Below are 26098 nucleotides of genomic sequence, written 5' to 3'. Positions count from 1 at the left end.
ATGGTTAAGGGGTGGAGCGCGGCTCCTGGGTGTCGAGTGAGAGTGTGCCCGCGAGACGTACGGCGGTCTGCGTGTCACCTTGCTCCAGTGCTTGCTGAAGGGCTACCAGGGTGGCCCTGGCCCGCTGAACATCCTCACGCGAGTTCTGGGACTGCTCCGCATTGAGGGCCGACAGCGCAAGGCTCAGCTCTTGGAGGGCTTGTTCCACCGCGGAGCGCGCGGTGGGCAGGAGAATGCTGGCACCAGGGCGCTGAGTGTCCTGGTACTGCTCAAGGAGCCGGAGGACTCGCAAGCAGTGATAGCGGCAGGCCAGCCGTTCGAAGTCCCCTCGCAGGCGGGTATCTGGCCTGACTTCAATGCACAGAGGCAGCAGGTCGATGATCCTTTCGAGCCGCCGCACGGCGACAACCCGGTCGGGTTCCTTCAGAATGTCGTCGAACCGTTGGACATAGAATTCGTACGCATCCCTCGGCCCGTCATCGGGATCTGAGCCAGGGTAGGAACCTGACAGGAAATCGACCACCGCCTCCGGGGCCAAGGGGGCTCGCATCAGGATGCGCTCCATCAGCTCCAGATGGGCCGGGTTGTAGTGGCGCACCTGCTTCGAGTTGATGATCTCTCTGAGCCTGGAGAGCGCCGTGGGCAAGCGCTGGGCGAGCATGAGTCGCTTGAACCAGGCCTCCGAGGAGAGCTGCGCCACTTGAGCCCAGTATCTATCTCGCTCGGCTGCCGCGACCCGGGGCTGGATTTTCTGGGCTATCGGGGCATCGCTGCCCATCCTCAGCCACTCTACGAGCTGGCGGGCGCGCTCTTCGTCTGAGGCGAAGGAGACCTGTTCGAGTGCCGCGAGAGCCGATCGCGTGAGCCGGAAGAAGGCCCTGCCGAGCTCCTTCAACTCTGGCCATCCGATCCTGGCCGCGAGCCGCTCCGCGAGCTTCGCCTTCAAGCGCAGCCTGAGCAGGTCATCACTGACCTCGCGACGCGCCTCGGGCGGCAGCTGTTTCAAGCTCACATTGACGATGCTCTTGATGCGCCTGTCTGGAGGAAGGGGCGCGTCCAACCACTTGTCCACGGCTTGCTTCTCTACCTTGCAGGCCGTGGCGAGTGCCTCCCGTGTGACCCCGGCCCCTTTTAAGAGCGCTCGGAGCGTGTCCCGCATCGCATTTTCTTGAAGCCAGTCGGGTAGCTCCTCGGAGGGACAGGGCTGTCGGACCAGCGCGAGGACTGCGGCGAAGCGCTGGGCGAGCTCGCTGGTTGCAAGTCGGAGCGCGACCTGGGGCGTGAGCCGGGCCGAGTCAGCGGCGGGGATGCTGGCCACCAAACGGACGAGACCGTCCCACCAGTCCGCATTCGAGGAGAACAGGTGTTCCGCCTCTGCCAGCAGCGCTTCGTGAACTTCGGGATCGGCCGTGGGGGCTGCCGTCACGAACATGCCCGCCAGCTCTCGAAAGACCGCCTGTCGCGTCTCCATGCTGACGCGCTTGCCGGCGGTGAAGTTCCGCCAGGTTCGCGGCTTTACAGGCTCGAAGGACCACTCCATCGTCTTCGCGAGAAACCCGATGATCTCGCCACTGGTGGGCAAGGGAGCCTCGGGCTGGGGTGCGCCGGAAGCGGTGTGGGAAGGGGGAAAGTTACTCATAGAGCCGGGAGCGAGCAGTGTAGAGACCTCCGAGGGTTTCTCGCTCAGGATGTGCTCAGGCACCGCACGCGGCAGCCAACCCCTGGCGGCAAGGGGAGGGACTACCTACGCCTACGTGGACAGAGGCTCAGTCCCTCTCGCCCCAGCGTGCGGCGGATGCTGGCCTCGGTTCCTGGGGAGACCGCTGCGCCACGGCGGCCCAACACCACGGTCAATGTGGCGCCACCGGGGGTGAGCCAGGTCTGGTGAGAGCCACCACGCGCTGGCCCTGGGCGGCAGCCGAGCGCGCGCAGCGCCCTCAGGAGCGTTCGGGTAGAGAAACGTCGGGACATCCGCATACCTCCCTGTTCGTGGGGAGGTGCTTATGCCCATCCAGGCTCGGGCTCGCCGCCTACTCATGGCGGCAAGCCCAAGAGGTGCCGCAGGGCCACCGGTAGGTCAGTTGCAGCTGCGCGAGGCGTAGATGCTCGGCCACTGCTTGATCCAGCCGCACAGGTCCACCGAGGCCTTCTGCTGCGTGAAGCGCGGCCCGTAGTTGGCGGTCGAGTTCGGAGCGCCCTTGTGCACGCCAATCACGTACAGGTCGCTGCCCACCCAGCTCTGCAGCGCCGAGCCGCTGTTGCCGTTCTGGGTGTCACACTGGTGGTACAGCACGTCGCTCGAGTAGTCGGACACCGAGCAGAACGACTGGTACATGTACCCGCCGCAGGTGCCGTCCGAGTTCGGCGAGGCCGCGCACGCGTAGTTCGCTCCCGGGTAGCCAAAGACGCGCAGCGCACGGTCCTCATAGAAGGAGTCGCTGCTCCACCACCCGAAGCCCAGCCAGCCCAGGCTTGCCGTCTCCGGCCGGTCCTCGAGGATGAGCAGCCCGTAGTCCCAGCCCGCATCGTAGGTCCGCGCGTAGCGGGCCACGACCTTGCGGTAGGCCCCGTTCGGCGTGCGGTCGCTGCCCTCACCCTTGTGACCCGGGGAGAAGTACAGCGGCCAGTACCACGTGCCCGCGCCATCATGCAGGCAGTGCGCTGCGGTGACCGCGTGCCGAGGGCCAATCATCGTCGCGGTGCAGCCGCCGCTGGTGGCCGTCGAGCTGTAGATGACCGCCCCGATGGAGCGGTGCGGCCAGGCGCGCAGCGTCGTGTCGCTGGTGACCACGCTGCGGCCATCCGTGCCGATGATGATGCCCTGCTCCTGCGAGCCCAGCCCCGCGGCGTCCACGTCCTCGCCCCGGTCGCTGCCGCCGCCGCTGAAGAGCGCCTCGGGCAGCGGCTCCTGGCCCACGTACCGGAACATGCGGCCGTCGGCCAGGATGAGGTAGTCCCCAGAGGGAACCTTCGGAGGGGCGGCCGGGTCCATCGCCTCGCCTTCGGCGTGCTCGCGCTGCGGGACGATGCCCTCCAGCTTCCAGTCCGGCGACTGCGCGGGATCGAACGCTTTCAGCTGCTCCTCGTAGCTCGGGGGCTCGGGGGGCTGAGCCGCCGGGTCGCAGCCCAGCGTGGTGAGACTGGCGAACGCGAGCCCTGCGGCGAGCAGCGAGCGGGTGGAGGGAAGCGAGAAGTTCTTCATGGAAGCAGCTCCGTGTGTCGAGGTTCGTTGACCTAACGGGGCGCGCGAAGGATCTTCCCGGCCGATTTTTCGGTGAATTTCCGGAGCACACGTGAAGCGAGCGGACATCGTCACCCTGGACAAGCGGCACGTCTGGCACCCGTACACGGCGATGGAGACCTACATCGCCCAGACCGACCCGATGGTGGTGGTCCGCGCCGAGGGCCCCTACCTCTATGACGCGGACGGCCGCCGCTACCTGGATGCGAACGGCTCGTGGTGGGTGTCCACCCTGGGACACCGGCACCCACGGCTGGTGAAGGCACTGGTGGAGCAGGCCTCGGCGCTGGCCCACGTGTCCCTCGCGGGCATCACCCACGAGCCGGCGGCCCGGCTGGCGGAGGAGCTCGTGGCCATTGCGCCCGGAGCGGAGCGGGCCGGGCTGCCCACGGACCAGCGGCTCTCTCGCGTCTTCTACTCGGACAACGGGAGCACGGCGGTGGAGGTGGCCATCAAGATGGCCGCGCAGTACTGGGCGCAGAACGGCCGGCCCCAGCGCACGCGCTTCATCACGCTCTCCGGCGCCTTCCACGGCGAGACGGTGGGCGCCACGAGCGTGGGCGGCGTGCCGCTGTTCCGCGAGGTGTTCGGGCCGCTGCTGTTCGACGTGGTGCACGTGCCCTCGCCAGCGGAGGAGGGTGGCTGGGAGCGGGCGTTCGCGGCGGTGGAGCGGACGCTGCGCGAGCAGGGCGACACGGTGGCGGGCGTCATCCTCGAGCCGGTGCTCCAGGGCGCGGCGGGCATGCAGCTCTACTCCCCGGCCTTCGTGAAGGCGGTGCGCGAGGCCACGCGCGCGGTGGACACGTTCCTCATCGCGGACGAGGTGTTCACCGGCCTGGGGCGCACGGGCGCGCGCTTCGCGGTGGACCTCGCGGACGTGGTACCGGACCTGCTGTGCCTGGCCAAGGCGCTGAGCGGCGGGCTCTTGCCCTTCGGCGCGACGCTGGCGACGGAGCGGGTGTTCTCGGGCTTCCTCGGTGCGAAGGACCGGGCGCTGTACTACGGGCACTCGTACTGCGGGAACCCGCTGGGGTCCGCGGTGGCGCGCGAGGTGCTCGCGGTGTACCGGGACGAGGACGTGCTGGGGCAGGTGGCGCGCAAGTCGATCCGGGTGAAGGCCGCCTTCGAGCGGATGGCCTCCACGGTGCCGGGCCTGGTGCGGCCCCGGGCGCTGGGCATGGTGGGTGCGGTGGACCTGGGCGGCGGCGGGTACCTGTCCCATGGGGGTTGGCGCGTGTACGAGGCCGCACGCCGCCGCGGTCTCTACTTGAGGCCACTGGGGGATACGGTCTACATCGCGCCCGCGCTCAACATCCCGGACGAGGCCTTGGACGAGCTGCTCCACGGCGTGGAGGCCTCGCTGCGTGAAGTGGCTGGGAGCTGACCCACGAGGGAGAACAATGATCACCCTGTATCAAGGACCGGCCGCCTGGGGCGTCGCCAACATCAGCCCGTATTGCCTCAAGCTGGAGAGCTACCTCCGGATGACGAAGGTTCCCTACACGGTGGCCGTGGGGGGCTTCGGGAAGGCCCCGAAAGGGAAGATCCCCTTCATCGAGGAGGACGGGAAGTTCCTGGGGGACTCCCAGCACATCATCGAGCACCTCAAGCGCAAGCACGGGGACGTGCTGGACGCGAAGCTCACCCCGGAGCAGTCCGCCACGGGCCACGCCGTGCGCCGCATGCTGGAGGAGAGCACCTATTGGAACATCATCCATGACCGCTGGATCGCGGAGGATGGGTGGACGGTCAACCGGCCCATCTTCGAGTCCTTGTTCCCACCTGTCGTCGGCAAGGTCGTTCCGTCGCTGATCCGCCGGGGTATGATCAAGGCGAGCCGGGCCCAGGGGATGGGGCGTCACCAGCCCGAGGAGGTCCTGGAGATGGGCAAGGCGGACCTCACCGCCGTGGCAGTGCTGCTGGGTGACAAGCCATTCCTGCAGGGAGAGCACCCCACCTCGTTCGACGCGACGGTGTACGCGTTCCTCGCGAGCATCCTCTCGTTCCCGGTGGACTCGCCGCTGCGCCGGTTCGCGCAGCAGCAGCCCACCCTGGTCCGCTACTTCGAGCGGTTCCATCAGCGCTACTTCGGAGACTGGAGCCCGCCCGCCGCCTGAGAGGCCTCAGGCCCTTCGCTTGTGCCGCCGGACCATCACGGTCCGGCTCAGGATGAGGAGCGCCAGTCCGCCGCCCACGGCGATGGCCAGCAGGTGCTCCGCCCGCCCAAAGCCCGCCGCCACCCGGTCGATGCTCTGGGCGAACACGTAACCAAGCCCCACCAGCAGCGGCGCGCTGAGGGTCAGCGCCAGCGCATCCCAGAAGAGGAACGTCCGGGTGCGCACGCCCTGCACCGCCGCCATCGCGAAGACGAGCACGCGCAGCACGGACATGTGCCGCCCGATGAAGATGACCTTGCCCCCATGCCGCTCGTAGAGCCGGGTGATGTGCTGGCGCCGCTCGGCGGTGATCAGCCCCCGGAGCCACCGCTGCTCGAAGACCTTGGGGCCCAGCTTCCGCGCCGTGTGGAACAGCAGCAGATCTCCGGTGAGCACCCCGCAGTAGCACACGCCGATGGCCAGCGGGAGCTTCACCACCCCCAGGTGCGCCAGCGCCCCGCTCGTGAGCAACACGAGGTCCTCGGGGAGCGGGACCCCGACGCCTCCGGCCACCAGCGCCCCGAACAGCAGCGCGTAGGAGCCGTGCGAGAGCAGGTAGCCCAGCAGTCCACGATCCATCTTTCAGCTCCGCCGCCTCATACCGGAGGCGCCAGCGCGCGCTCTTGCCGCAGCAGGAGCAGCTCGCGAATGATGATCTGCACCGTGGCCACCACCGGCACGGCCACCACCGCGCCGACGACGCCCGCAAGCTCCGCGCAGAAGAGCACCGCCAGCAGGATGAGCAGCGGGTTGACGTGGACGGTGCGGCGGAACACCAGCGGCGCCAGCACGTTGCCCTCGATCTGTCCGTAGATGATGAAGTACACGAGCACCGCCAGCGCCTTGATGCCGCCTCCCGTGGCCCACGTGAGCAGGGTGATGAAGGCGCCCGCGACGATGGGGCCCATGTACGGCACCATGCTGGAGAAGCCGCTCGCGATGCCCAGCGGCAGGAAGAAGGGCATGCCCAGCAGCGCCAGCATGGTCGTCGTCAGCGTGGCGTTGATGGTGCAGATGAGCGTCAGCCCGGAGAGGTAGCCGCCCGTGGCGTGGTAGATCTTTCCCATCACCCGCTCGTAGCGCTCGCGGTGCGCGAGGGGGGCCTGCTTCAGTATTCGCTGCAGCAGCCCTCCGCCGAACACCAGCATGAACAGCACCAGGAAGAAGACGGTGAGGGACCCAGCCAGCAGGCTCACCACCCCGCCAATGGCATGCAGCAGCGGCGGCACCGCGATCTTCCCAATCGCCTCGGCCGGCGCGGCCGCCTCGTCCCTCGGGCTGAAGAACTGCGACAGGGAGGACAGGTGCGAGTTGACCATCCGGAAGATGCGCAGTGAGCGCACCTGCTTCATCAAGGAGGGGAACTGGTTGAGCAGCGCCTCGCCCTGCGCGAAGGCGGCGGGGATGACCAGCAGCCCCAGCGCCGTCACCAGCACGATCAGCGCCGTGAGCACCACCGCGATGGCCTGCCACCGCCGCAACCCCGCTCGCTCCAGCCGGGACACCCCATGCTCGAGCGCCATCGCCAGCAACACGGCGATACCCGTGAGCGTGAGCGCCACCCGTGTCTTGACCACCAGCACCGCCAGCACCACCACCGCCAGCACCGAGAAGCCCACGGTGAACACCGTCCGGGGTGTCACCTGAGACTTCCGCCAGTTCATCATGTCGCTCGCCGCCACCGTGCCTCCCCCTCGCTGCTGCCGCCCCCCACTGCACCGATGTGCCTCCTCTGGCAGGGGGGCAACCTCGCCCGGAGCCGGTGAGACTGGCTGCTCGCTCTCTTCCGTTCAGCGCTCAACGCCCGCCCGGTGAGAGGCCCATGTAGGCAACAGGGGGGCTTGGCTCCCGGACAAATCGTGCGTGGGCGAGATCCAACCGGCGCGGCTCGCGACAAGAGCTTCACGTGGGCGCGAAAAAGCCGGGACTTCCCCTCCCGGAGCGCGTCGTGGTTGAAGGGAGCACGCATGCAGGGCTTCAAGTCACTGGGCATGGTTCTCGCCACCACCCTCCTGGGCTGTGGCGCGGGCTCTTCTTCCGAGACGGAAGCCTCTGACGCGCCGAGCCGTGCCACGCAGACCGCTGCGGTCGCGTCCGGGAAGAAGAAGATCGTCAACCCGCCCGTCTCCGCCGAGAGCGCCTGCACCGCCCTCTACTCGAGCCCCCAGGCCCTGGCCGCCCTGACGCAGGCCGTCGTGGATCCGCGCCTCCAGGCCGACGGCTCCGTGCGCACCCTCATCCTCTCCTTCAATGAGGATGCCGCCATCCCCGCAGCGCTGAACACCCTCACCGGCTCGCTGGGCCTGGTGCTGGGGCAGAACCTCGGGGCGCTCCAGCAGCTGCCCATGGTGGCCGTCTCGCTGCCCGTGACGCCCACCCTCCTCAACACGCTGAAGCAGGTGCTCCAGCCGGTGGGCCTGCTCTCCATCTATGAGGACCGGCCGCTGCACTACTTCCTCGACAAGAGCGTGGCCTACATTGGCGCGGACACCGCGCGCACCACCTTCCAGACCACCGGCCATGGCGTGGGTGTGGGCATCATCGACTCCGGCATTGACGGCACCCACGGCGACTTCCCCAATGTGGTGAAGAACGTGAAGGCAGTGGGCAACGTGCTGGGCATCGGCTTCAGCGGCGCGCTCTACTTGGACCTGCCCAACACCGACTTGGCCGGCGGCCATGGCACCCACGTGGCCAGCACGGTGGGCGGCTCGGGCGCGCGCTCCAACGGTCTGCACAAGGGCGTGGCGCCGGGTGCCAGCCTCATTGGTGTGGGCGCGGGCGATGCCATCAGCATCCTCTTCGCCATCGAGGGCTTCGACTTCCTCCTGGATCCGGATGTGAAGGAGGCCTACAACGTCCGCGTCATCTCCAACTCCTGGGGCACCAGCGGCAGCCACTTCGCGCCGTTCGACCCGGTGAGCATCGCCAGCAAGCGCGCGTATGACATGGGGATGATCGTCAACTTCGCCGCGGGCAACGACGGGCCGGGCGAGGACACGCTCAACCCGTACAGCGCCTCGCCGTGCGTCATCTCCGTGGCGGCGGGCACCTCGCGCGACACGCGCAACGCCACCAACCCGCTGCTGTCCCAGGACGCGCCGGGCGAGCTGGTGGACTTCTCCAGCCGCGGCGTCCCCGGCGACGCGCTCCACCACCCGGATATCACCCTGCCGGGTGTGAACATCGTCGCGGCGCGCGCCACCACGGCGCTGCCCGCCGTTGCCGCGCCGTACCTGGGCCTGGATGGCCTGTCGCCCGAGCCCTTCTACGCGGCGCTCTCCGGCACCTCCATGGCCACGCCTCACCTGAGCGGCGTGGTGGCCCTCATGCTCGAGGTGAACCCGGCCATGAACATGGACAGCGTGCTGGCGGCGCTCACCTCCACGGCCAAGCCCATCTACGCCCGGAACGCGGACGGCACCACGCGGCAGCTCGCACAGTGGGAAGTGGGCGCTGGCTACGCGGATGCCTACGCGGCCGTCCGGGTGGCCGCCTCCACCGCGGGCACGCGCTACACCACCACCACCAGCGCACTGCCGGGCTGGACAGGCACCGTGAGCCCCTCGCTCAACATTCCCATCGCGGGCGTGTCGCTGCTGTCGGCCGAGCACAACCAGAACGTGGTGGTGCCCTCGGGCATGAGCGCCCTGCGCATCCAGACCAACTGGGGCAACCCGGCGTACGACTTGGACCTCTTCGTCTACGGTCCCAACGGCAACCTCGTGGCGAGCAGTGCCTCGGGCACCTCCACGGGTGAGTCCGTCTCCATTCCCCGCCCAGCGGCGGGCACCTATCGCGTCCAGCTCAAGGGCTTCCTCAACGGCCCTACCCGCTACACGGGCTCCGCGCAGGTGGATCAGGTGATTCCCCTCCCGTAGCCAGGCATACCCCCGCCTGGTGAAGGGACCGAGGCCTCGGGCCGCTTGAGAGGGAGCGGCCCGAGGCTCGGCATTTTTTGGAAGCAACGCCCGGAGCGGCAGTGCGGCTATGCTCCCGGTGATGAAGCGTCGCACCCTGCACCGCGCGGTGTTCTCGGCCGCCGCGGTCTACAACGTGCTGTGGGGGCTGTACGCGGCGGTGGATCCTCAGTGGCTCTTCCGCTTCGCGGGCATGCCCTCCCTCAACCACCCGGCGATGTTCGCGTGCCTGGGCATGGTGATTGGCGTGTACGGCATCTGCTACGCGGAGGTGGCGCGGCGGCCGGAGCACGGCTTCCTGCTGGCGGCGGTGGGTCTGCTGGGCAAGCTGCTCGGGCCCATCGGCCTGGCCGCCCTCATCCTCCAGGGCGAGTGGCCCCCGGCGACGCTGGTGCTCTGCCTCACCAACGACTTCATCTGGTGGGCGCCCTTCACGCTGTATCTCTATGACGCGTGGCCCTTCTACCGGCGCACTTTCGCGCCCGAGGGCCCCGGGACCGAGAGCGCCGCGCGAGCGCCCTCGGCCTCCGGACACTGACTCAGCCGCGCGAGGGGTAGATGCCCTGGAGCGCGATGATGAAGCTGATGCACAGGAAGGGCTGCATGTTCTGGTGGGGTTGGCTGCCACCAGCGATGCCGATGGCCTGAGGGGACATGGTGGTGTTGGGCGTGGTGCTGTAGAGGTTCAGGGGCTGCTGCGTCGACTCGACCGCCGCCGCGCTCACGGCGCCCTCGGGGGTGAACTGAGTGCCCTGGCCACTGTTGGCCATCATCGCGTGGGTGTGAGCGGGCATCTGGGTGGCGATGAGCGTGACGGTCTCCGAGCCGCTCTGCTCCCCTATCGTTCGCGGTGACAGCCCTGGCCCCTGGCCCCATCCCATGGGCACCCGGCCTCTCAAGTCCGGCAGGGCGAACGTGGTCTGCCCATTCCCTCCGAAGGTGGTGCCCAGGATGGAGAACAGCGCGGAGTTCTGCGCGATGGACAGCAACTGGCCATCGCAGAGAGCCCAGCCGCTCGGCGCGAAGTTGCCTGAAAACATCCGGATCTCTCCGAGGAACGGCTCCGACATGCGTCACATCCTTTCGCACAAAGTGTGGGGCGGTGAACAAACCACGAGGATGAAGGGGGGAAAAGGATTCGCTGGATGTGGAGGCCGTGAAAGCCCGGATTGCTCGGGAGGCCGGGTCGGATCCGCGTGGACTACCCGCTGAATGCTCGCCACGGTTTCACTCCCGCGCGAGACTCGGTGAATTCCTCGCAAGGCACCGTGCGCAGCCCCGCACGTCTCGTCCACCGCGGGGCTCCTTGGGTGTCTTGGGCGCCCCGCCTCCCTCCGGGGGAATCTCCCGGAATGAGGGTTCATTCATGAAGAAGACGCGTCTCTTCGGCTGGCACTGGTTCCGGGTGCTGCCGGTCTCGGCGGTGATGGTGCTGTCCGCGTGCTCGGGTTCCACCGGGCCGCAGGGCCCTCAGGGAGAGGCCGGCCCATCGGGTCCGGTGGGTCCGGCAGGTCCGACGGGGCCTCAAGGTGAGCCTGGCCCGGCGGGAGGACCCCAGGGCCCAGCGGGACCGGAGGGCCTGCGGACGCTGGTGGCGACGGCGGCCGAGCTGCCTGGGACGAACTGTGCGCTGGGCGGCGTGCGGTTCACGGTGGGGCCGGACGCGGACCGGGACGGCACGCTGGATGACTCCGAGGTGGACGCCGCGTTGACGCGCTACGTGTGCAACGGCGCGCAGGGCCCGGCAGGCGCTGCGGGCGCCAAGGGTGACACGGGCGACACGGGCGCGCAGGGCCCGGCGGGAACTCAGGGTGCGCAGGGGCCTGCGGGTCCGGCGGGTGTGCCCACGCTGGTGGCGACCTCGAGCGAGGCCGCGGGAGCCAACTGCGCCACGGGTGGCACGAAGCTGGAAGTGGGCAGCGACACGGACCGGGACGGCACGCTGGATGTGAACGAGGTGGACGCCGCGTTGACGCGCTACGTGTGCAACGGCGCGCAGGGTCCGCAGGGCGCCGTGGGTCCGCAGGGCGCGCAGGGCGAAGCGGGTCCGGCAGGTCCGCAGGGCACTCCGGGTGCAGCCGGTGCGACGGGTCCAGCGGGAGCCACGGGTCCGGCAGGTCCGGCGGGTCCGACGGGTCCGCAGGGCGCCCCGGGTTCTGCCGGTGCGACAGGTCCGGCGGGTCCGGCGGGCGCGGACGGTCTGGCCACGCTGGCCCGGACGGCGGCGGAGGCTGCGGGGGCCAACTGCGCCACGAGCGGCATCAAGCTGGAGCTGGGTGCGGACAGCAACCGCAACGGGACGCTCGACACCAGCGAGGTGAACGCCGCGCTGACGCGCTACGTGTGCAATGGCGCGCAAGGGCCCCAGGGCATCCAGGGTCCGGCGGGTGCCACGGGTCCGGCGGGCGCTACGGGTGCCACGGGTCCCCAAGGTTCGCAGGGCCCGGCGGGACCTCAAGGTCCCTCGGGAGCGTTCGCCGCCTATGGCGATGGCTCAGCTGGGGCGCTCAACCTCGCGTTGGGCAACACGCTGGACCTCTCCAACACCTCGGTCGTCAACGCGCAGCCGTTCAGGACGAACACGCAGTTCACCAACATCAACATCGCCGGCGGCCTCATCGTGCCCAGCGGGACGGTGCTGCGGGCGACAGGGGATGTCACCATCACGGGCACCGTCACCGTGCAGACGGGGGCCGAGGACGCGGGTAACGGTCCGCCGAACCCGGGTGTCGCCCGCGGCATCCCGGGCGCCTTCCACGGAGGCACGGGGGTGTCGCTGATGGCGGCGGCGCGGCTCACGAAGGCCAGCACCGTGGCGGGTGGCTCGGGAGACCGGGGAGGCACCAACATGGGAACGGGCGGCGAGGGAGGCGGTTTCCTCGTGATCGTGGCCCAGGGGAACGTGTCCATTCCCGTGGGTGGAGCCATCAACGCCAATGGAAACACGGCCACCAAGAGCGTCTCCGTCTCCGACGTGGGAGGGCCGGGCGGTGGAGCCGGTGGCATCATCGTCATCGCGTCCCGGGGCAACATCACCGTGGGAGGGTCCATCCGTGCCAACGGCGGCAACGGCGGAGCGGCCAACGACAACACCAGCACCACGACGACGGGCGCGGGCGCGGGCGGAGGCGGTGGCGGTGGCATCATCCACCTCATCTCCGTCAACCCCATCTCCGTGACGGGAACGGTGCAGGCGAACGGTGGAGCTCCGGGGACGGACGCGTTGGCCGCGGCGTCCAACATTGCAGGCTTTGGCGGTGGCGCCTGCGGTGGAAATGGAGGCAACGGTGGAGGCGTGGCAACGGGCGTGGCGGGTGCTCCGACTGCCGCTCAAGCGGGCAGCGCCGGGCACATCATCCAGCTCGTGGTGGCCGCGCCCGAGAACCTGCTCTGAGGTAGCGCGGCGCTCTTGCTGGGCTCAGCGGCCCGCGGGCACTCCTGCTCGCGGGCCGTTGTGTTTCCAGAGGGGACTCAGGTCCCGCGCTCTCCCTCGCGCGGCGCGGGCCTCCACTCGAGCGCGAGGTACGGATCCACACCGGTCTCCGCTCCGCCCACGGGTGTGAAGCCGAGCCGCGCATAGAGCCGCTGGGCCGGGTTGTCTCGCGCGACGCTCAGGCGCAGCGGCTTGCCCGTGGTGGCGGCCTCCTGCTGGAGCGCTCGCAGCAGCCCGGTGCCCACGCCGCTGCCTCGGTGCGAGGGCAGCAGCGACACATCCACCAGTCGCAGCTCCTCGGGCTCGCGCGCTACCCACAGGCGTCCCACGGGGCGCCCCTCCACGAGCACGAGCTGGTGCTCGCTGTGCGGATAGCGCGACTGGTAGCCCTGCCGCTGCGCCATCCACTGCACCCTCAGGAGCAGCTGACGCTGAGCCTCGCCGAGCCCCAGCGCCGCGAGCTCCGCGCGGGTGCTGGCGTACAGCTCGAAGAGGAACGTGTCGTCCGAGGGGCTGACTGGGCGCAGGGAGAAGGTGTGGGACACGGCTTTGCCCACCTTAGCGCCTCTGTGTGAGCGCGGGGACACGCGCGGTGCGTTTCACTGCCGCACACAACGGGAATCCGACGTCGTGAGTTGGACATCCCCGGGCACAAGAAGCCCCCCGGCAAGCGTCAGAGCCCAGGGGAAAAGGAGTCAGACCCACATGAGACGCTCTGGGGTGTGAACGCGGGAGAGACCATGAAAAAGACACGACATGGCAAGTCGTCCGCCCCGGACGCGGAAGACCCGGCCGAGCGGGAGCAGGAGCTGAGGGAGCTGGCGCGGCGCCTGTCGGATCTCGACGGGGATGCGCTGGACGCCCAGCTCCTGGTGACGTTCCGCGAGGCGCGGGACACGGGGGCGGTGCCGGTGGACGCGGGCTTCTTCCTCGTGGTGCACATCCTCCTGGCCATGGCGGACGAGGCCCTCCCGGAAGACGCGAAGGTGCGCGAGCTGGGCCGCGAGCTGGAGACGATGGAGCAGGACTACGGCCTGCCCGAGGACAAGAGCTGGGCCCCCGGTGAGGCCCCCGAGGAGTGGGAGGCCCTCTCCCGCCAGTACGAGATCGCCTGTGACGAGGCCCGCGCCGCGTTCTTCCGCTCATACGGCGAGGCGGAGATGGCGGACATGTTCCTGCTGGACCGCGCCGGCTTCATCCGCCGCTTCGAGAACGGCCGCAACTTCTTCCACGGCCTGCCCATGCTGCCGGACTTCCTGAACTGACCTCCGCATGATGACGATGATCTACGAGCTGTGCAGTGCCTGGGGAGCCACGGTGGGGCTCATCATCCTCCTGATGTTCGCGCTGGGCGTCTCGCTGGCGCTCTACGCGGGGCTGATGAGCTGGCCCTGGCGCCGGTCGCCTTTCCGCGATGCGCCGGGACTGCCCGCGCCGCTGGCGGCGGTGCTGTGCGTGGGCGTGTTCGGGCTGCTGTTCGGGGTGATGTACGCCGCCACGCTCCAGGGGTTCTACCGGGTGGAGCTACTCGATGACGAGGTGCGCCTGCACTACCTGTTCCCCGCGCACACCGTGACGCTGTCCCGCATCGAGCTGGCCCAAGCCGAGCGGCTGCGCTCGCACCTGCGGCTGCGCACCCACCAGGGCGTCACGTATGAGAGCGCGCTCGCGAATGATCGCGCGGTGCATGAGTCCTGGCAGGGCGTCAGCGCCTACCTGGACAGCCCGGCCTCTCCCTGAGCCGGGAGGGGCAGCGGCTCGCACGGCCTGCCGCCTGTCTCCCGGCTCCACCTGTTGCCTGCATCCCGGGGCACCTCCACCTTGAGGGGAGACGCCTGCCCAGGGAGGTGGTCGTGGAGCCGGGCTCCTACCAGTTCGAGCCACACACCGGCGAGGTGCAGATCCGCATCGCGGGCACCAGCCTGCCCGAGCTCTTCGAGGAAGCGGGGTACGCACTGGCCGAGCTCATGCTCGGCGACCCGCTGCCGGAGACACCGCCCGAGGCCGAGCTGGAGTTCGTCCTGCTCGAGGCGGTGGACACCGAGGCGCTGCTCGTCGACTGGCTCAACGAGCTCATCTCCCGCTCGGACCTGTGGAAGCGTGTCTACACGCACCTGAGGGTGGATGAGCTGACGGACCGGACGCTGCGCGCACGGATTCGCGGCCAGGAGCCCACGGTGCTCAAGACCGCGGTGAAGGCCGCCACCTTTCATGGCTTGGAGATTCGGGAGCACGAGGATCGCTTCACCGCCACCCTCGTGCTCGATGTCTGAGCTCAGCGCGGCCCCCGCCGCTTCGAGGCACGCATGGAACCCACCGCCGAAGTCCTCACACGGCTCGAGCCGCTCCTCCGCCAATTGGGTCCGGCGCTCTACGAGCTGGATCCCCGGTTCCGCTCGGACATGCGCGTGCCCGCCCGGATTGTCGCCGATGAGGTGTTGCTCCGGCAGATGTTCCGCGATCGCAGCCTGCTCCAGCTCGTCAATGTGACGACGCTGCCGGGCATCCAGGGGTTCGCCATCGGCATGCCGGACATGCACGAGGGCTACGGCTTCCCCGTGGGCGGTGTGGCGGGCACCTTGCTTCCCGATGGGGTCATCTCTCCCGGGGGGATTGGGTTCGACATCAACTGCGGTGTGAGGCTGCTCTCCACCGGGCTCCTGCACGAGGATGTGAAGGAGGCGGTGCCCGCCCTGGCGCACGATCTGGCCCGGAGCATTCCCACGGGCTTTGGCCGCCACGGCCGGTGGGTCCTGAGCCCGGAGCAGCTCGAGCGGGTGCTCGCGGAGGGGGTGCCCTATGTGGTGCATGGCTTGGGGCTGGGAGCGGGGGAGGACCTCTCCTACATCGAGGCGGGAGGGCACCTTGCGGGTGCGGACGTGGCCCAGGTCTCCGTCCGGGCCCGGGAGCGGGGGAGTGATCAGCTCGGGACCTTGGGCGGCGGCAACCACTTCATCGAGATGCAGCGGGTGGAGCGCATCTACGACGCGGGGGCCGCGGAGGCGCTGGGGCTGTTCGAGGGCCAGCTGACGATCCTCATCCACACCGGCTCGCGCGGGCTGGGGCACCAGGTCTGCACGGACTGGGTGCGCGAGATGGACCGGGCCCTGGCGCGTGAAGGCCTGCGGCTGGTGGACCGGCAGCTCGCCTGCGCGCCGTTCTCGTCCGCCGAGGGCCAGGGCTACTACGCGGCCATGTGCGCGGCGGCCAACTTCGCCTGGGCCAACCGGCAGGTGCTCACCCACCGTGTGCGCGAGGTGTTCAGCCGGAGACTGGGCCCTCGGCCCGAAGCCTGGCCGCATGTCGTCTACGACGTGGCGCACAACATCGCCAAGCTGGAGACGTACGGTGGCCGGCGCCTGTGCGTGCACCGCAAGGGGGCCACACGGGCGTTCGGTCCAGGGCACCCGGAGCTGCCCGAGGCCTACCAGCCGGTGGGCCAACCGGTCTTCATCCCTGGCAGCATGGGGACGGCCTCCTTCGTGATGGTGGGGCGGAGCGAGTCCCAGGCCGTCTCCTTCAGCAGCGCCTGTCATGGGGCGGGGCGGCAGCTGAGCCGGGCCGCCGCGAAGCAGCAGGTGGCCGGCGCGGAGCTGCGCAAGGCCTTGAGCGCCCAGGGCATCAGCGTGGAGTGCCCCTCGAACGCGGAGCTCGCGGAGGAGGCCCCCACGGCCTACAAGGATGTCGATCGGGTGGTGGACACGGTGGACACCGCGGGCATCGCGGGGAAGGTGGCTCGGCTGGTGCCCCTGGCGGTGCTCAAGGGCTGAGCGAGGTGTCCCCGCCAAGGACTGCGGCCCCGCGCCAGGATGCACACCTTCCGCTTTAGAGAGGAGGCGTGGCTCGACCGTCTCCCTGGGAAGGAGCGCGGGGCATGATCGCGACTCGGGCGCTGAAGGAGGCCGGACAGAGCATCTGGCTGGATGCCATCACCCGCCGGATGCTCAATGAGGGCACGCTGCGGCACTACATCGAGGACCTGGGCGTCACGGGAATGACGTCCAATCCCACCCTCTTCGAACAGTCCATCCGCAAGGGTGGGGACTATGACGAGTCTATCCGCATGGGGGTGGAGCGGGGTCTGCGTGGGGAGGCGCTCTTCTTCCAGCTCGCCTTGGAGGACCTGTCGCGGGCGGCGAGCTTCTTCCGGCCCATCCACCAGCGCACGCAGGGCGAGGACGGCTGGGTGTCGCTGGAGGTGTCTCCGCTGCTCGCCTGGCAGCCGGTGCCCACGCTGGAGCAGGTGCTCACGCTGCATGCGCGCGCCAGCCTGCCCAACCTGTTCATCAAGATTCCGGGCACGCACGCGGGCCTGCGAGCCATCGAGGAGGCCATCTACGCGGGGGTGCCCATCAACGTGACGCTCCTCTTCTCGGCCGAGCAGTACCTGGCCGCCGCCAACGCGTACATGCGGGGCATCGAGCGGCGGCTGCAGGACGGGCTCTCGCCGGATGTACCGTCGGTGGCCTCGCTCTTCATCAGCCGCTGGGACAAGGCGGTGGAGGGCAAGGTGCCCGAGGCGCTGCGCAACCGGCTGGGCATCGCCGTGGGACAGCGGACCTACCGGGCGTACTGTGGGCTGGGGGAGAGCCGCCGCGTCCGCCACCTGGAGGCCGAGGGCGCTTCCATGCAGAAGCTGGTGTGGGCCAGCACCAGCACCAAGGACCCCAACGCGCGCGACACGCTCTATGTGGAGGCGCTCGTGGCGCCGGACACCATCAACACCCTGCCGGAGAGCACCCTGCTGGCCTTCGTGGACCACGGGCGGGTGGGGCAGAGCCTGCCTCGGGATGGTGGGGACTCCAGGAGCGTCATCGCCGAGTTCATGGCCGCCGGCGTGGACGTAGAAGCCCTGGCCGAGCAGCTCCAGCATGAGGGCGCGGACTCCTTCTCGAAGTCCTGGAACGATCTCATGGCGTGTCTGGCCAGTAAGAGCGAGGCTCTGGAGGTGGGCCCTGGAGCCGTGCGCTGAGGCCCCAGGAGGCCGTCCGCCATGTCCCTTCTCCAGGAGAGTGAGGCCAGCCGCTACAAGCGGATGGCCGCCGAGCGCGCCGTGGAGCTCATCCAGTCTGGCACGGTGGTGGGGCTCGGCTCGGGGAGTACCTCGGCGCTCGTGGTGCACCGGCTGGCGGCGCTGCTCGGGGAGGGGAAGCTGAAGGACGTGGTGGGAGTGCCCACGTCGCTGGAGACCGAGTCCCTGGCGCGCTCGCTCGGGGTGCCGCTGACGACCCTGGAGGAGCACCCGTTCCTGGCGCTCACCATCGACGGCGCGGACGAGGTGGACCCGGCCCTGAACCTCATCAAAGGCGGGGGGGGAGCGCTGCTGCGGGAGAAGATCGTCGCTCAGGCGAGCCAGCGGGAGATCATCGTCGTGGACGAGAGCAAGCTGTCGCCCCAGCTCGGGACACGGTGGCCCGTGCCGGTGGAGGTGCTGCCCTTTGGCTGGAACTCCCAGGCGCTCTACTTGGAAGGGCTCGGCGCGCGGGTCGTCCGGCGCGAGGCCCATGACGGAGCGCCCTACAGGACGGATCAGGGCAACTTCATTCTCGACTGTGCCTTCGGCCCCATCGCCCGTCCGGCCGAGCTGGCCGCGAAGCTGGAGGCGCGGGCCGGTGTCGTGGAGCACGGGCTGTTCATCGGCATCACCTCCGAGCTGATCATCGCGGGCCCGAAGGGCGTGGAGCACCGCCGTCCTTCAGGGTGAGGCTGCGCACCGCTTCGCGATCTGCGCTAACATCACCGTCACCATGGCGACTCGAAAGAAGACGGCGAAGAAGGCGGCAGGGAAGAAGTCGACGGCGAAGAAGGCTCCCGCGAAGAAGGCGGCGGGCAAGAAGTCCGCAGCCAAGAAGTCCACTGCGAAGAAGGCGGCAGGCAAGAAGTCCCGCATCCTGATGCCGGCGGGCAAGAAGGGTACGGCCAAGAAGTCCCGCATCCTGATGCCCAGCGGGTAGCACCGCGGCGAGCGGGTGAGAGGGAGCGCCTACTTCCGGGCGCCCTTCCAACCTGGGCCTCGGACGACGCGGCCGGGCGTGGCGCCCGTGGGCTCCCCCTCCCGGAGCACCTGCACCCCGTTGACGAAGACGTGGTGCACGCCCGTGGCGTACTGGTGCGGCTTGTCGTAGGTGGCGTGGTCCTGGATCTTCGCCGCGTCGAAGACGACGACATCGGCGAAGTGGCCAGGCTTCAGACGCCCGCGCCGGTCCAGCCGCAGGTTCTCGGCGGGCAGTGAAGTCAACCGGCGCACGGCCTCCGGGAGCGAGAGCACCTTCTCGTCCCGGGCGTAGTGCCCGAGCACCTTCGCGAAGCTGCCGTAGGCACGCGGGTGGGTGCTGGACTTGAGGAACACGCCCTCGGCGGCCACGGACTCCACGTCCGAGCAGATGCTCATGTACGGCAGCGCGAGCTGCTTGCGCACGTTCTCCTCGGACATGAGGAAGTACACGGTGGACACGCGGCTGCCGTCCTCGATGACGAGGTCGATCGCCGTCTCCTCGGGGGACTTGCCGCGCAGCGCGGCCACCTGCGCCAGCGTCTTGCCGGTCAGCGGTTTGAGCGCCGGGTTCTTGAAGCCGATCAGCAGGATGTTCTCCGGCGAGCCAGCGGCCAGGAAGAGGTTCTCCCAGTTCCCACCGGGCGTGGTCATCTCCTTCAGCACGCGTTGGCGGACGGCTGGGTCCTTCAGCCGCTCCTCCCAGGCCTTTTGCCCGCCCTCTTGCACCCACGGTGGCATCGAGGCATCCAGCCCTGTGGCGCCGGCCGTGTATGGGTACATGTCCGCCGTCACCCGCAGGCCGCTCTGCCGCGCCTGCTCGATGCGGGCCAGGGCCTGATCCAGCTTGCCCCAGTTGGCTCTTCCCGCGGCCTTCAGGTGGTAGATCTCCACCGGCAGCCCGGCCTCGCGCCCGATGGTGATCGTCTCGTCGATGGCCTCCAGCAGCCGGTCTCCCTCGCTGCGCATGTGGGCGATGTAGATGCCCCCATACTCGGAGGCGACGCGGGCCAGGGCGATCAGCTCGTCCGTCTTCGCATACGCGGCGGGCGCGTAGATGAGCGACGCGCCGACACCGAGTGCTCCCTCCTCCATGCCCTGGCGCACCAGGGCGCGCATCCGCTCCAGCTCCTCGGGGGTGGGGGCGCGGTCGGCATAGCCCAGCTCGTGCACGCGCACGGTGGTAGCGCCCACGAACGAGGCCACATTCGGGGCGACGCCGCGCCGCTCCAGGTGCTCCAGGTACTCGCCGAGCGTCGTCCATGGCACCTCGAACTTGAGGTCTCCCTGCTGCTCGATCATCTCCGCGCGCATCGCCGGGTTCAGGGGCCCCATGGAGGAGCCCTCGCCGAAGATCTCCAGCGTGACGCCCTGGCGCAGCTCGCTCTGCGAGCGCCCATCCACCAGCAGCGACTCCGTGGCCCAGCTCAGCATGTTGATGAAGCCGGGAGCCACGGCGAGGCCCTGGGCATCCACTTCGAGCCGCCCTCGCGCCTCCTTGAGATCTCCTAGGGCGGCGAGCGTGTCTCCCTGAATGGCCACGTCGGCCACGAAGGGTGCACCGCCGCTGCCGTCATAGACGGTGCCCCCGCGGAGGATGACGTCATACGTGGGGCCCTGCGAGGCTGGAGCCGCCGGGGTGGAGGCACAGGCGGCGAGCAGCAGCCCACAGCTGGCGAGGACCCAAGAGAGGAGGACGCGCAGGTTTTTCACGGCTGGGGAGGCTAGCCGCCCCGAGCAGGCACGTCTTCCTCGGGAAGGACGCTACAGCTCACCCCAGAACATGGCCACGAGCCCCGCGCGGTTGCTGGCTCCGTACTTGCGCAGCAGGTTGGTGACGTGGACCTCCACGGTGCCCTCGCTTCGCCCGAGTACCGAGGCGATCTCCTTGTTCGTCTTGCCCCGGGCCACCAGCTCCAGCACCTCGATCTGGCGGGGCGTGAGCTGGCCAATCTCCCGGGCGCGCCGCAGCCGGCGGGCCAGCTCCGTCTCCTCGATTTCCTTGGGCTCGCCGCGGGCCGCGCCCGCAGTCTCCAGCGCGATGGCCACCCACGGCACCAGCTCGGTGAGCACCTCGTCCATGCCCCACTGCCCAGGGCCGCGCGGCAGCTCCACCTCGAGCCGTCCCACGGTGCGGCCCGCCATCTCGAGCACGAAGCGGCGCGGCTCTCCGGGGCCGCGCTCGCCCGAGATGCCCATGAGCTGCATCCGCTCCTCCATGCCAGTGACCCACAGCTCCACGAAGGAGCAGCCGAACTGGAAGCGCAGCAACGACACCAGCGCTTCGGCGAGCGCCTCGCGGTTGGGGTACTGCGCCAGCTCGCGCGCCAGGGAGGACACATCTGCCCGCGTGGGCCGGCGCCCGGACCGGGGCTCGTCCGCGGGCAGCTCCACGTGCGTCCGGAAGATGCAGCAGGCATGGCCATCAGCGCGGCACTCGGTGTGCTCGATGGGCCCCACCTTCCCACCGAACAGCTCGAGCGTGCGCCCCAGGTACCCGCCGAGCGTGGTGCACATGGCGCGGTTGATGGCGGCCCAGTCTTTCAGCTCGGCAGTGACTTCGTTGCCGGTGCGCCACGAGCGCCACGTGCCCGTGTCGTGCGACCGGCGCCAGTACAGGTTCATGTGGCGGATGGCGAACGAGGGGCGGATCAACCGCAGGAACCACCGGTACACGGTGGACAGCTCCCGGTCCGCATCGAAGCGGCCCATCTCCATCAGCAGCGCCTCATCCAACCTGAGCTTTTGACACATTGCGTCAACGAGCCGCACCATCAAGTGGATGTCGTACCAGGCTCCAGGATCCGCCGAGCCGAGCTGATCGCGATCCTCGATGGACAGGAGCGTGAGGACCGCGTCCCAAGCCGGCTCCCCGAAACGCTCGCGGACGAAGTCACGCCGCTGGAAGAGTTTGCTACCGGGGAGGAATCCCCTCGAAATGGGGCCCTGGAGCGGTGCACGGGGAGAATCGTCGCGAGGCAAGGGACACCTGAAGAGAGGCCTGGAGAACGGGCACAGATGTTGATTCCACGGCGATAACGTCCCAAGACGCACTCCAAGTCAATCGTGCCAGTCCCTTAGCTGCACTCACTCGTGCCGGGAGGGGCAGGCTCGTTCCAGAGGCGCTCCTGCCGGGTCGTACTCAGCGTTGTTGGTCAGTGAGCCATGCGCAGGGAGCGAGCGACCACCCGAGAACAGAGCGCTTGTCTGAGTCCTCGCTCCCCTTCCGCTACCACTAAGGGTGAATAGATCGACTTGGCCCATCTCCTGATCATCCCAGGAGATGTGAGGGTTGAGGGCGGGGGCGGGGGGCGCTGGGCGAGCGGAGGGCGGGAGGGCCCGAGGATTTCCGGGCGGGGGCCCGAGGACTCTCGGATTCATGCATCCACCCTGTTGATCCACGACCACCGACTCAAAGGCCAAAGCCAGACATGACGACCGAGCTCGCGGATGCCGCGAGGCCGCCTTCGCTTGACCTCAAGCGACGCGCGACCGTGGCACCGAATACGGGAGTGTCTTCTTCAGCGGTCAACCTGCAGAGCGCGGCGCGCGGCGCGCAGGACACCCAAGAGGTGCTCGCGCCAAGCTCACGCATCCACCAATACGAGCTGATCCGCCAGCTCGGCAGCGGCGGCATGGGCACCGTCTACCTGGCGCGTGATACGCGGCTGGGGCGCCGCGTGGCCATCAAGCTGCTGCAGACGCAGAGCCCCTCATTCACCCAGCGCTTCATCCTCGAGGCGCGGGCGACGGCGCGCTGCAGCCACGAGAACATCGTCATCATCTACGAGGTGGGCGAGGTCCACGGTAAGCCCTTCATGGTGCTGGAGTACCTCCAGGGGCAGCCGCTGCAGAAGGTGGTGGGGGGCCAGCGCCTGCCACCGGCCCGAGTGGTGGAGCTGATGGTGCCCGTGGTGCGCGCCCTGGTCTGCGCCCACGGGGAGGGCATCGTTCACCGCGACCTCAAGCCCGACAACATCCTCGTCACCGACGCGGGCTCCATCAAGGTGCTCGACTTCGGCATCGCCAAGGTGCTCCAGGGGGATGAGTCGTCCTCCGAGCGCAGCCGGGTGGCGCCCGCCTCCGCCGCGGAAGGCCTGAGCGCGGAGCTCTCCCACCTCACCCAGAACGGCGCGCTGGTGGGCACGCTGCCCTATATGTCCCCGGAGCAGTGGGGCAACGGCGTCACGGTGGATCACCGCACGGATCTCTGGGCGGTGGGGATCATCCTCTTCCGGATGCTCGCGGGCCGGCACCCGCTGGAGCCCCTGCGGGGTCCCCAGCTCGCGGTGACCGCGTTCCTGGACGAGCCCATGCCCCGGCTGCGGGACGTGGCGCCCGACGTGCCTGTGGCGCTGGCGGACGTGGTGGATCGCTGTTTGCTCAAGCGCAAGGAGGAGCGCTTCCACGACGCGACCGAGCTCCTGCGCGCCCTGGAGGCGTTCCTCCCCGGCCGCTATGCCCCCGAGCTGCGCATCGATGAGAGCCCCTACGCTGGCCTCAGCTCCTTCCAGGAGGCGGACGCCGACCTGTTCTTCGGGCGCTCGCGGGAGATCGCCGCCCTGGTGAGCCGCATCCGCGACCGGCCGCTGATGGCGGTGGTGGGGCCCTCGGGGGCGGGCAAGTCTTCCTTCGTGCGCGCCGGCCTGGTTCCGGCGCTCAAGCGCTCCGGAGAGCCGTGGGACGCGGTGGTCATCCGCCCCGGAAGGGATCCGCTGGGGGCGCTGGCGAACATCGTGGCGCCGTTGCTGAACTCCTCGGACTCGCTCGCGCAGGACTTGAAGGAGCACCACACGCTGGTGGAGCGGATGCGCGCTGAGCCCGGCATCGTGGGCACGGTGCTGCGCGGCAGGGCCCGCCGGGACCGGCGGCGGCTGCTCGTCTTCGTGGATCAGTTCGAAGAGCTCTACACGCAGGTGGCCAACCCTCAGGAGCGCCTGGCCTTCACTGCATGCCTGTCGGGCATCGCGGATGACGCGACGGCGCCCATGCGGGTGGTGGTGTCCATTCGCTCGGACTTCCTGGACCGGGTGCCGGAGGACGAGCGCTTCATGGCGGAGCTGGGCCAGGGGCTCTTCTTCCTGAGCTCGCTGGGCAGTGACGGGCTGCGCGACGCGCTGGTGCGGCCGGCGGAGATGGCCGGCTACCGCTTCGAGTCTCCGCACATGGTGGACAGCATGCTCCAGCACCTGGAGGCGACCCAAGGCGCGCTGCCGCTGCTGCAGTTCGCCGCCACCCAGCTCTGGGAGCAGCGAGACACCGCGCGCAGGCTGCTGACGCAGCAGCGCTACGACGAGATGGGAGGCATCGCGGGGGCACTCGCCAGCCATGCGGACAGCGTGCTGGCTCGATTGCCGTCGGAGTCCCGTACGCTGGTGCGGGCCCTGTTCCTCCGATTGGTGACTCCGGAGCGCACCCGGGCCATCGTCTCGCTGGAGGAGCTCCAGGAACTGAGCCGGGATACGGGGCAGATCCTGGCGCTGGCCGATCAGCTGGTGCAGGCACGGCTGCTGGTGGTGCAGACCGGGAGCGGAGCAGCGGGGGCGACGGTGGAGCTGGTCCACGAGTCGCTCATCCACCAGTGGCCCACGCTGCACCGCTGGCTGGACGAGACGCAGGATGACTCGGCGTTCTTGGATCAGCTGCGCAACGCGGCTCGCCAGTGGCACACGAAGGGGCGGGACAGCGGGTTGCTGTGGCGGGGAGAGATGGTGGAGGAGGCGCAGCGGTTCCAGCGCCGCTACGTGGGCGAGCTGCCCCAGGTGCAGCTCGACTTCCTCAAGGCTGTCGCCTCTCAAGCGGCGCGCTCCACGCGGTGGAGGCGGATGCTCGTCATCGGCGCGATGGTGTTCCTGAGCTTGCTCGTGGCGGCCTCCGCGGTGGCGCTGGTGAACATCCGAGAGTCCAAGCAGGAGGCCGAGCACCAGGCGCGCGAGGCGCGCAAGGCCGAGGTGGCGGCGCAGCGCAGCTTGGCCGAGGCGAAGGCCGAAGCACTGGCGCGGCAGAAGGCCCAGGAGGAGGAGCAGGCCGCGCAGAAGAAGGTGCAGGAGGAGCAGCAGAAGAAGTTGGAGCTCTTCCAGCAGCTCCGTGAGGCCAACGCCGATTATGAGCGCGCGAATGACGGGCTCACCCGAGCCGTACGCCAGGCCCGCCTCTCGGAGCGGAAGGCCAAGCGAGCAAAAAAGGCCTCCGACGAGAGCGAGAGGAGGGCGCGCGAGGATCGGGAGCGGGCACTTCGCGCGGTGGAGAGCCTCCAGGAGAAGCTTCGCCAAGAAAAAGAGCGCCAGGAGCGCACCATCGAGATGGGCCCCGTGCCCTCGCTGTACCTGGACAAGGAGGCGAAATGAAGACGTGTATGGGCGGGAACACACACTGTCTGGGGATAGCCCTGGCGCTCCTGCTGAGCGCCCTGCCTGCCACGGCGCAGCAGCCGGGACCGGTGCCCTCGCTGACGCGTGAGCCGGCCTGGGCGAAGAACGTCTCCCTGGAGCAGCAGCAGGCGGCGGTCGGGCCGTTCGAGCAGGGCAATACGATGCTGAAGGAGTCGCTCTTCATCGAGGCGGCGAAGAAGTACCGCGAGTCGCTTCAGCACTGGGATCATCCAGCCACCTCCTACAATCTGGCGCTGGCCATGATGAACCTCGACAAGCCCGACGAGGTCTATGCGCTCATGAACGTGTCCATTGCTCATGGGCAGGCGCCGCTCGGTCCAGACCGGTATCAGCACGCCCAGAAGTACATCGAGCGCATGGAGCACGACTACGCGCGGATGACGCTCCTGTGCCGGACGGATACCTCGGTGACGCTTAAGTCCGAGATTCAGCACCTGCCCGTCTCGTGCCAGCGGTTTGAGCGGCTGCTTCGGCCCGGGCCCTACCTGCTGAGCGCCACCCACGATGGTTACCAGCTCCCGGACCTGAAGCTTGATGTGGAGCCCGGGCAGAAGCTGGGCTACCGGCTGGAAATCGAGGAGCAGCGCCGGTGGGCTGCATGGAAGCCTTGGGCGGTGATGGGAGCAGGCGCGGCGCTGGCCGTGGGCGGGCGGCTGATCCACATGAAGGCCCGCGATGATCTCCGGGCCTTCGATGCGCGGGTCGACGAGCTGGGGGGATGGATGCCGCCCGACCCGCAGGTCGTAGACGCGCGCCCCCGAGCGAAGACGCTGCAACGGGTGGCGGCGGTCTCGTACGCGGTGGGAGGAGCGGCGGTCTTTACGGGGGTGGCGCTCCTCTATGTGAACCGGCTCCAGCCCAAGCTTCATCCCGTTCCCCTGGGTGACAACGAATTGACTGTCACGCCCGTGGTGGGCGGCGGCCAGACCGGTGTCCAGGCATCAACTCAATTCTGAGGTGCCCC

Annotated in this window: 22 protein-coding genes; 14 read left to right on the top strand and 8 right to left on the bottom strand. The window is 69.1% G+C overall.

Annotated features, from left to right (window positions below; translation table 11 throughout):
- Positions 1–4: 4 nt before the first annotated feature.
- Both DB31_RS17275 and DB31_RS17270 read right to left on the bottom strand, forming a co-directional pair.
- Positions 5–1582, bottom strand: a complete 1578-nt coding sequence (locus DB31_RS17275) for a hypothetical protein (RefSeq protein WP_044188871.1) — start codon at positions 1580–1582, stop codon at positions 5–7.
- Between the two features lie 495 nt (positions 1583–2077).
- The gene (locus DB31_RS17270) at positions 2078–3202 is read right to left on the bottom strand and encodes a trypsin-like serine peptidase (protein WP_044188868.1); all 1125 of its coding nucleotides are present in this window, start codon (positions 3200–3202) and stop codon (positions 2078–2080) included.
- A gap of 91 nt (positions 3203–3293) precedes the next feature.
- On the opposite strand from DB31_RS17270, the gene bioA reads away from it, so the two are divergent.
- Positions 3294–4625, top strand: coding sequence for an adenosylmethionine--8-amino-7-oxononanoate transaminase (bioA, locus tag DB31_RS17265; protein WP_044188865.1), 1332 nt, complete (start codon positions 3294–3296; stop codon positions 4623–4625).
- A 16-nt stretch (positions 4626–4641) separates the two neighbouring features.
- Positions 4642–5358, top strand: a complete 717-nt coding sequence (locus DB31_RS17260) for a glutathione S-transferase family protein (RefSeq protein ID WP_044188864.1) — start codon at positions 4642–4644, stop codon at positions 5356–5358.
- A gap of 6 nt (positions 5359–5364) precedes the next feature.
- Here the strand turns inward: DB31_RS17260 and DB31_RS17255 are convergent, their stop codons facing one another.
- Positions 5365–5976 carry a DedA family protein gene (locus DB31_RS17255; RefSeq protein WP_044188863.1) on the bottom strand — a complete coding sequence of 204 codons (612 nt, stop codon included), beginning with the start codon at positions 5974–5976 and terminating at the stop codon, positions 5365–5367.
- A 17-nt stretch (positions 5977–5993) separates the two neighbouring features.
- Positions 5994–7064 (bottom strand): AI-2E family transporter, encoded by a 1071-nt coding sequence (locus DB31_RS17250; RefSeq protein WP_044188861.1) that lies wholly within the window; start codon positions 7062–7064, stop codon positions 5994–5996.
- A 300-nt stretch (positions 7065–7364) separates the two neighbouring features.
- Here DB31_RS17250 and DB31_RS17245 point away from each other — a divergent pair, with 300 nt between their 5' ends.
- Together DB31_RS17245 and DB31_RS17240 are read left to right on the top strand one after the other, a co-directional pair.
- Positions 7365–9278 (top strand): S8 family serine peptidase, encoded by a 1914-nt coding sequence (locus DB31_RS17245; protein ID WP_044188860.1) that lies wholly within the window; start codon positions 7365–7367, stop codon positions 9276–9278.
- Between the two features lie 121 nt (positions 9279–9399).
- Positions 9400–9855, top strand: a complete 456-nt coding sequence (locus tag DB31_RS17240) for a hypothetical protein (RefSeq protein WP_044189968.1) — start codon at positions 9400–9402, stop codon at positions 9853–9855.
- Between the two features lies 1 nt (position 9856).
- On the opposite strand, the gene DB31_RS17235 is transcribed toward DB31_RS17240, so the two are convergent.
- Complete coding sequence (locus DB31_RS17235; protein WP_044188858.1) at positions 9857–10387, bottom strand: phage tail protein; 531 nt, start codon at positions 10385–10387, stop codon at positions 9857–9859.
- A gap of 296 nt (positions 10388–10683) precedes the next feature.
- Between DB31_RS17235 and DB31_RS17230 the strand changes: the two genes are divergently transcribed.
- A complete protein-coding gene (locus DB31_RS17230; RefSeq protein WP_276203627.1) occupies positions 10684–12711 on the top strand; it encodes a DUF7151 family protein in 2028 nt (675 codons plus the stop codon).
- Between the two features lie 77 nt (positions 12712–12788).
- On the opposite strand, the gene DB31_RS17225 is transcribed toward DB31_RS17230, so the two are convergent.
- A complete protein-coding gene (locus DB31_RS17225) occupies positions 12789–13295 on the bottom strand; it encodes a GNAT family N-acetyltransferase (RefSeq protein ID WP_044189963.1) in 507 nt (168 codons plus the stop codon).
- Between the two features lie 195 nt (positions 13296–13490).
- Here DB31_RS17225 and DB31_RS17220 point away from each other — a divergent pair, with 195 nt between their 5' ends.
- The 7 genes from DB31_RS17220 (at position 13491) to DB31_RS49945 (ending at position 18704) form a co-directional block, all read left to right on the top strand.
- Positions 13491–14015 (top strand): hypothetical protein, encoded by a 525-nt coding sequence (locus DB31_RS17220; RefSeq protein ID WP_044189961.1) that lies wholly within the window; start codon positions 13491–13493, stop codon positions 14013–14015.
- A gap of 7 nt (positions 14016–14022) precedes the next feature.
- Positions 14023–14490, top strand: a complete 468-nt coding sequence (locus DB31_RS17215; RefSeq protein ID WP_044188855.1) for a hypothetical protein — start codon at positions 14023–14025, stop codon at positions 14488–14490.
- A 113-nt stretch (positions 14491–14603) separates the two neighbouring features.
- A complete protein-coding gene (locus tag DB31_RS17210; protein ID WP_044189959.1) occupies positions 14604–15023 on the top strand; it encodes an archease in 420 nt (139 codons plus the stop codon).
- A 33-nt stretch (positions 15024–15056) separates the two neighbouring features.
- Entirely contained in the window at positions 15057–16520 is a 1464-nt protein-coding gene (locus tag DB31_RS17205) for an RtcB family protein (protein WP_044188853.1), read from the top strand.
- Positions 16521–16624: 104 nt separating this feature from the next.
- Positions 16625–17722 (top strand): transaldolase, encoded by a 1098-nt coding sequence (gene tal / locus DB31_RS17200; protein ID WP_044188850.1) that lies wholly within the window; start codon positions 16625–16627, stop codon positions 17720–17722.
- 21 nt (positions 17723–17743) lie between these two features.
- Complete coding sequence (rpiA, locus tag DB31_RS17195; RefSeq protein WP_044188848.1) at positions 17744–18454, top strand: ribose-5-phosphate isomerase RpiA; 711 nt, start codon at positions 17744–17746, stop codon at positions 18452–18454.
- A 43-nt stretch (positions 18455–18497) separates the two neighbouring features.
- A complete protein-coding gene (locus DB31_RS49945; protein WP_044188846.1) occupies positions 18498–18704 on the top strand; it encodes a hypothetical protein in 207 nt (68 codons plus the stop codon).
- 29 nt (positions 18705–18733) lie between these two features.
- Here DB31_RS49945 and DB31_RS17185 read toward each other — a convergent pair whose 3' ends face one another.
- Together DB31_RS17185 and DB31_RS49940 are read right to left on the bottom strand one after the other, a co-directional pair.
- Positions 18734–20455, bottom strand: a complete 1722-nt coding sequence (locus tag DB31_RS17185; protein WP_083968393.1) for an N-acyl-D-amino-acid deacylase family protein — start codon at positions 20453–20455, stop codon at positions 18734–18736.
- A 51-nt stretch (positions 20456–20506) separates the two neighbouring features.
- Positions 20507–21724, bottom strand: a complete 1218-nt coding sequence (locus DB31_RS49940; protein ID WP_052420033.1) for a LuxR C-terminal-related transcriptional regulator — start codon at positions 21722–21724, stop codon at positions 20507–20509.
- Between the two features lie 449 nt (positions 21725–22173).
- Here DB31_RS49940 and DB31_RS17170 point away from each other — a divergent pair, with 449 nt between their 5' ends.
- Together DB31_RS17170 and DB31_RS17165 are read left to right on the top strand one after the other, a co-directional pair.
- A complete protein-coding gene (locus tag DB31_RS17170; protein WP_083968391.1) occupies positions 22174–25089 on the top strand; it encodes a serine/threonine-protein kinase in 2916 nt (971 codons plus the stop codon).
- A complete protein-coding gene (locus DB31_RS17165; RefSeq protein WP_240486737.1) occupies positions 25086–26090 on the top strand; it encodes a hypothetical protein in 1005 nt (334 codons plus the stop codon). The genes DB31_RS17170 and DB31_RS17165 overlap by 4 nt, the downstream gene beginning before the upstream one ends.
- Positions 26091–26098 lie beyond the last annotated feature (8 nt).

This window comes from Hyalangium minutum (assembly GCF_000737315.1).
Lineage (GTDB): Bacteria > Myxococcota > Myxococcia > Myxococcales > Myxococcaceae > Hyalangium > Hyalangium minutum.
Note: the sequence above shows the minus strand (reverse complement) of the source record. Positions and strands in the feature narration are given on the sequence as shown.